Origin of the sequence: Rhodococcus sp. KRD162 (assembly GCF_017168335.1) — a bacterium.
Lineage (GTDB): Bacteria > Actinomycetota > Actinomycetes > Mycobacteriales > Mycobacteriaceae > Rhodococcoides.
Genome location: NZ_JABFAU010000038.1, coordinates 1 through 6311 on the forward strand (window position 1 = coordinate 1; position 6311 = coordinate 6311).

Sequence of the window (6311 nt, forward strand, 5' to 3'; positions counted from 1 at the left end):
GCCTCGAGGAACCTCCGACGTTTACCGGGTAAACATCCGTGCGTAGACGAGCCTCGGAAACCTCCGACGTTTACCGGGTAAACGCCCGTCGGCGGACAGCCTCGAAGACCCTCCGGCATTTACCGGGTAAACATCCGTGCGTAGACGAGCCTCGAAGACTCTCCGACGTTTACCGGGTAGACATCCGTCCGTAGACGAGCCTCGGAAACCTCCGACGTTTACCGGGTAAACGCCCGTCGGCGGACAGCCTCGAAGACCCTCCGGCATTTACCGGGTAAACATCCGTGCGTAGACGAGCCTCGGGAACCTCCGACGTTTACCGGGTAAACACCCGCCGACAGACGGGCCGGACGACCGGAGCGTTTACCGGGTAAACACCCGCCAACAGGCGAGCCCGACGGCTGGAGCGTTTACCGGGTAAACATCCGTCCGTAGACGAGCCTCGGGAACCTCCGACGTTTACCGGGTAAACATCCGCGGGCAGACCAGCCCGAAGCTGGTGGCATTTACCGGGTAAACGCGCGCCGGGCGCGAAATGAGGGAGTGGCAGTATTTACCGGGTAAACGTCCAGAGTCAACGAGACGACCGCTTGCGCAGCCCGGAGTGGCCAGGCCAGCGGGCACGCCGGTTACCGGCGGTACGCGCTCGGGTGTTTACCCGGTAAACGGGATGGGTCTGTTCGGGATTTCACGTGGTCGACGCACTGGCCACGGCAGCCGCATCCCTGGGGTCGAACTCCCCAAGTTGGGGCTCAGAACACAAACGACCGGCCCTACATTCCAAAGGGGGAGTGTAGGGCCGGTTAGGGGCTGGTGAGAGATCTAGCTGACTGTGGAGAGTTCCGCTTCCTTCGCTGCTTTAGCGAGCGCCTTGATGCGATCGAGGCGGAAGTCGCACCAAATTTCTTCTCCTGCAACCACAACAGGTGCAGTCAAGTAACCCATTTTTTTGAAACGCGCCAACGCTTCGGGGTCGTCTTCGAACAGAATTTCCTGGTACTCGAGGCCCAACGCGTCGAACTTGTTCTTGGTCGCGTTGCATTTCGTGCAGGACGGCGTCGAGTAGATCGTGATCGTGTTCATGCGGGGATCCCTTCGGTTGAGGTGATGATGAAACTTGCGGGGTTGGTGCGCTTACGTAGGGCGGCGACTTCAGCGCGTGCAGCTGCGCGGGCTGCTTCGCGCGCGTCGGCAAGATTCGGGGGAGTGGTTCGCGCTTCCTTGGTGTCACTGCCAGCGGCAACGGTCGATCTCGCCGGGGCATTTGTGGGTGTCTTTGGGGTCAGGAGGGCGGCAATCTCCGCCATCCGCTGCCTACGCGTGGCCTCAGAGGCTCGCTGCGCTTCGGCGAGGTGTCGAGCCTGGTCGGACGCAATTCGTGCCTCACGGAGCGTTTCAGAGGCCTTGGCGGCTGCCGCGCTTGGGGAAACGCCGTTCCAGTCGATTCGGCGCAGGCGCCAGGCCATCAGGGCGCAGGGATTGTCGATCGATGAAGGCCACATCCAGCCACGACGCTGGGAATCTTCATCGAGGGCCTTGGCGATGTCACGCCCCGTCCAGGTCGTGGTGTCGATGCCGGTTGAGGCGATGACCTGGCAAATCGAGCCGATATGCGAGGCCCGGCGCAGGGCTGGCACTCGATTGAGGAGTTCCGCGGCTGCTCGCTGCAGGTGCAACGGCCTGGATTCCTTGCGTGTTTTTTGGGATTTCCCCTGCCCACGCGCACGCTCGCGTGCGTTAGGTGAGTTCTTCTTAAAAGAACTTTCCCTACGGGAAAGAGATTTCAAGGATAGGGGGTCACGGTTCTGAGCTGCTGATTTCGCTCGATGCCGCTTCGGTGGCGCTGCAGTGATGTGTGCGAGGTGCGGGGGAGTGGTCAGGTGAATCGTCGACGCTGCTCGTGATTGAGCGAACCCGTGATGAAGGATTGCAGCCAGGTATTCGGCCGTCGTGAGGGTTCTCCCGGTAGCAGCATCGAAGAGCAGGCTCAGATCGCGCAGAACCCGTCGTACGCGCTTGTCGACAGCTTCGGACATGCCGGTGGCTTTCATGATCGTTGCTCGGCTGACTGTGACTCCGCGGCCGGTGAGTCCGTCTGCATGTGTTGCATATACGGCAGCGTGCTTGAGTACAGCCTCCGGGCACGTTCGGTGCCGTTTGCAGCTCTCGCGGCCCTCGGGGAGGTTTACAGCGTGCTGCGCCTGTTCCAGCCAGGAGCGGCGGTTCGTCCAGACGGGGACGACACCGGAGGAGGCGGACGGAAGTGCCCATGAGGTTGTCCCGCGTTGCCCGCCTTGCTGATTCATTGCGTGCAACGTGGTGATGCTCTCGGCGGCGTCGGTGAGGTCGGCGGCGAGCTTGTGGGGTTCGTCGTGATGTCCGGCAGCAGTGATGACGAGCGGGATGGTGCGGGCGATGACCTTGCGGACGCTCAGGATCCAACTGCGGATGCTGTGAATCGGTGCGTTGGGTGCAGGCCGGTCGGAGATGACAGGAACAGCGCCGCGGTGTGCGGTGGCGTCACGGAGGGCTGTGAGTGCTGTATCGGCGGCGTCGAGAGCGGAATGCCATTCGGGTGCGAAATCAGCGATTTCGGACACGATTTGGGGTGTAGAGCGATGAAAAGTCCTTCTTTGGGTTGAATCATCGACTACATCTGGTCTACTCTCGAGATCGAACAACTTAATAGCTCACTTTCCGTATGGGAATGGCCCGCCTGCCGAAGGGCAAGCGGTTCGAGCAACAGGACAAAAGAAACCATCTGGTCTCTTTAGTTCGCTTTCGCAACGCGCAGAGGGTGCGAATCCTCTGCTGGTCGCCTACACATCACGTCGTCCGGCTAAGACACTCGGTGGTGAGTAGAAGACCTGGGAGCTTGAAAACTTGTTCGAGTGAGGCTGCAACCTGACTCGAACCCGGAAACCCCCTCACGGGGGTTTTCCTAATTCTCAAGCGGATTTAGTTGTCACTAAGATCCGCGGGCAATTCCTCTCTGTAATGACACCTCGGTTATTCGAGGTGCGTTTCCATCCCACCACACCGGGGAAATCCCACAAAAACGCCGCGCCGGGCGGAAAAAAGTCGCATTTTTCATCTTTACGCGCCCAAATCCAGAGTGAATTGCACTCCGCTGGCCGTAGCGACTTCACGCTCGAGCGAACGCAAGGTTTCACGGTCCGCGCTCAACTGCTCACTGACCTCGGAATCGAAGTCACCGGCCTGCACGAGCTCCAGTGGATCGGCATCAGGGTCGCCATGAAGAGTGCGCTGTGCTTCGACACGGTTGAGGTATCCGAGCAATGCGCGGTCATTCTTCAGCTCGGCGCCGCGGCTCGAGAAGATGCGTCCGCCCTTGATCTGATCGCGAGGCTTGTCGGCCTCGATCTCCGCATTGCACCGTGCGAGCATCGGGCACGCCGGGCCTCCGTTGCGGCCGAGGCACAGTGACTTCGCGTAGCAAGCATCAGCGAAACTCGCGTGGTTGAGATCGAACAGGGGGACGTCGTAAGCGCAGGGCGTCCAACCTTCGCGGACTCGACCCAAACCTTTTGACGGTTGGGGGAGCGCAGTCTGACGTCGCTTGTCTACAGTGGACATGAGCATTCCTTTGCTGAGGGTGTTCATCTGTGAAGAAGAAAAGTCGCGTTTGGGCTGGCACCCGCGCGACACTGGCCGGGTTTTATACCCGACTGTCAGTTCCCCTTGGCCCTGGCAGGCTGAGGGGAACGCCTGTTTTCACGTCATCTTCGTTGTCATCTCGGTTCCTTTCGTTCCTGATCCAGTGCTTTTGAGGTTGTCATCGGGCGTCACCATGTCAACAAACTCGCATATACTTCGCTCATTTAGTTCGCTCACTCAGTAGCAGATTACGGGAGGTGGGGCATCATGTCCAGAGTTGGGAACGACCAGGATGCAGGGAGACGTGTGAGCAGGCGTGTAACGCGCGGCTTCCAAGGGAGTCGTTTGGCTGCGGCGCGCAAAGCGTTCGGCGGAAAACCGGGGATGACCATCCCTGAGTTGGCGCGACTTTCCGGCGTCAGTGCCGCAACCCTGCGTCGCTGGGAAAGCGACATCACGGTCCCGCAAATCGACAAGCTGCTCGACGTTGCCGAGATCTTGGAAATCAAGGTTCCGATGGAGTCCCTCATCGAGGTTCCGCGTGATGAGCGGTATCCGGTTGACTGGCGTGCTCTCTTCGGGCTGCTTCAGCCAACTCTCGGTGCCATGATCGGTGTGCGAACCACTGTTGTCAGTGACATCGAGCGAGGTGGGCGGTTGCCAACTCCGAAGCAGGCCACCGCGATCGCCAAGATTTACGGCATTGCACCTGCCGAATTCCTGGCCTCCTGCGAACGCGCGAGGGCGCGACCGCCGCGTTCCAGCTACTGAACTGATTGTCCTGCTAGGCATTTCGCTACTCGTCCCCGTTGTGCCTTCGATGTCATCTCCAGGGGAAACCTCGGATCGGGCGATCGACTGACGATGAGCCGCTGCGTGCCACGGTGATGATGCCGCGCCGCCGTTGAAACCTGTGAAGGCCGACGACTTAATCCGAGCGCCTATTCCGCGGAGATTGTTCCTGCGGGCGCGGGTGACGGGCCTCGGATCGTTCGCTGCCTGGCTTGATTCCCGCTGGTGGTCGGTGGGGTGGCCGGGGGAGTGGCGAAGAGCGCCGTCGCTACTCGCAAACTCCGGTGCTGTGACCAAGCTCACTGTCGAGCTGGGGTAGCTGAGTGAGAGAAATGTAGGTCGCGTGCGCCGTGTCGGATCGATTTTCATGTCACCCCTCTCCGCTGTAGTTGAAACCGAAACCACTGGTAGGACGCCTGTTCGTCCGGTCGTGACAGACCTTAGAGCACGATACTGACGAATGAGAACACAGCTTTTTACCAACTCTTTACCGTGTTGCTGAGGTGCGTAGGCGGATGTAACGCCAGAGAAGCCCGCGATGATAAGCGTGTACGTGAGGGTGAACATTTCCTTGAAGGTCGACGTTCGGTCGGACTTCTCGCTCGGATGCTTGCGGCCGACGCGGACGTAACCTTCGAGGTGATGGGCACTATCGGACGCAGCGGAGGGATTCTTCCGGGCGCCATCACCTAGAACCTCGCGAAGGCGCTGGGCGTCTCTTCCCAGGGGTGGGCGGCGGCGAATCGTCGCGCGAATCGGTGCGGCATCGATGCGCCCGCCTGCATCGGCACTGGCTTCGGCGGGTGTGTATCGCCCCGCGTCGTGGCTTGAAACTGGCACTATCTGACAACTCCCCATTTTTCGGCAACCGGAAACAGACCCACGAAATGTGGGCCTTCTGCTTCCGGAGGGGAGTCGCTCACCGACCGGTGCTGCGACAAGGCATAACCCTGTCGCTGCTTCCGGAGGGGAGTCGCTCACCGACCGGTGCTGCGACAAGGCATAACCCTGTCGTTGCCCAGTAAATACCGACAAAGCGGTTCCCGCAAAATTTGTGAGCACCGCCACACACCGCGTGGTTGGTTTAGTACGTACCGGTGAGTAGTTAAATTTTAGGCAGTTTATGCTGGCCGAATGGCGATCAAGGGAATGTGGCTAGCTGTCGACATCATCGGTACGGCCTACGGAAAAGACGTGTTCATCCACTCGGCCGGGGGCGAGCGAGTTGCTACGACACTCCCGCGCTGCGCTGGCCAACTCGGCCTCGGCAAGAAGGGGGAGATGGTCGTAGAGGCCGTTGTCCGATCACTTCTCGCAGGCAAAGAAGTTCCGAAGGTTGATGGACTCATTGTCGAAAGTCACCAGATCGACGCGTCCGACGGAACGCCGGTCGCACTGATCGTCTGGATCGGCGAGAACGAACCGGAACCCCGACCGACCTACAACGTGTGGGTTCTGGACATGTCCGCAATGACAACCCGGACCAGCGGCGACGATCCGTCCATGATCGGCGACGGGCGTGAAGCCGGAGAAGAACGTCACGTCCAATACCTCTTCACCTGGCTCAATCCCGAGGACGCCTGGGGCATGGTCGGCGGATACTACGACGCCCTCACCGGCGAAGACGGCATGCTCATCCAGAGCTACTGGTCTCTCCGTCCCGGCGGCACAGACTTCGTCCACATGTGGTCCTCATGCCGCCTACGTCTGACCGACGACGGAAACCAGCGCACGCTCTACGGCCTCACGCTCAAACTCCAAGAGCGAGAGCTCGTGGTTGGGTCCCCAGGTAGAAGTCCAGTGTCTGTGTGAGTTTCGTGTCCGAGAATGGACACAGGAGGAAATTCACGAATCATGGCACGCAGACACACCCCCGAGCAGGTCATCGCCAAAGTCCGGCA

5 protein-coding genes are annotated in these 6311 nt (G+C 60.1%); 2 read left to right on the forward strand and 3 right to left on the reverse strand.

Features of this window, described 5'->3' with window-relative positions; genetic code table 11:
- Positions 1-822 precede the first annotated feature (822 nt).
- The 3 genes from J1M87_RS24905 to J1M87_RS24915 all read right to left on the reverse strand — a co-directional run bounded on the left by J1M87_RS24905 (position 823) and on the right by J1M87_RS24915 (position 3597).
- Positions 823-1083, reverse strand: coding sequence for a glutaredoxin family protein (locus J1M87_RS24905; RefSeq protein WP_206492436.1), 261 nt, complete (start codon positions 1081-1083; stop codon positions 823-825).
- The gene (locus J1M87_RS24910) at positions 1080-2600 is read right to left on the reverse strand and encodes a hypothetical protein (RefSeq protein ID WP_206492437.1); all 1521 of its coding nucleotides are present in this window, start codon (positions 2598-2600) and stop codon (positions 1080-1082) included. The genes J1M87_RS24905 and J1M87_RS24910 overlap by 4 nt, the downstream gene beginning before the upstream one ends.
- 496 nt (positions 2601-3096) lie before the next feature.
- Positions 3097-3597, reverse strand: coding sequence for a hypothetical protein (locus J1M87_RS24915; RefSeq protein WP_206492438.1), 501 nt, complete (start codon positions 3595-3597; stop codon positions 3097-3099).
- Between the two features lie 327 nt (positions 3598-3924).
- Here J1M87_RS24915 and J1M87_RS24920 point away from each other — a divergent pair, with 327 nt between their 5' ends.
- The gene (locus tag J1M87_RS24920; RefSeq protein ID WP_198586390.1) at positions 3925-4389 is read left to right on the forward strand and encodes a helix-turn-helix domain-containing protein; all 465 of its coding nucleotides are present in this window, start codon (positions 3925-3927) and stop codon (positions 4387-4389) included.
- A gap of 1155 nt (positions 4390-5544) precedes the next feature.
- Positions 5545-6222, forward strand: coding sequence for a hypothetical protein (locus J1M87_RS24925; RefSeq protein ID WP_241257446.1), 678 nt, complete (start codon positions 5545-5547; stop codon positions 6220-6222).
- The last annotated feature ends 89 nt before the right edge of the window (positions 6223-6311 follow it).

Excerpts from the sequence above, each read along its gene's own strand:
- J1M87_RS24915 (WP_206492438.1), bottom strand. The coding sequence starts at position 3,597 with ATGTCCACTGTAGACAAGCGACGTCAGACTGCGCTCCCCCAACCGTCA.
- J1M87_RS24905 (WP_206492436.1), bottom strand. The coding sequence starts at position 1,083 with ATGAACACGATCACGATCTACTCGACGCCGTCCTGCACGAAATGCAAC.
- J1M87_RS24925 (WP_241257446.1), top strand. The coding sequence starts at position 5,545 with ATGGCGATCAAGGGAATGTGGCTAGCTGTCGACATCATCGGTACGGCC.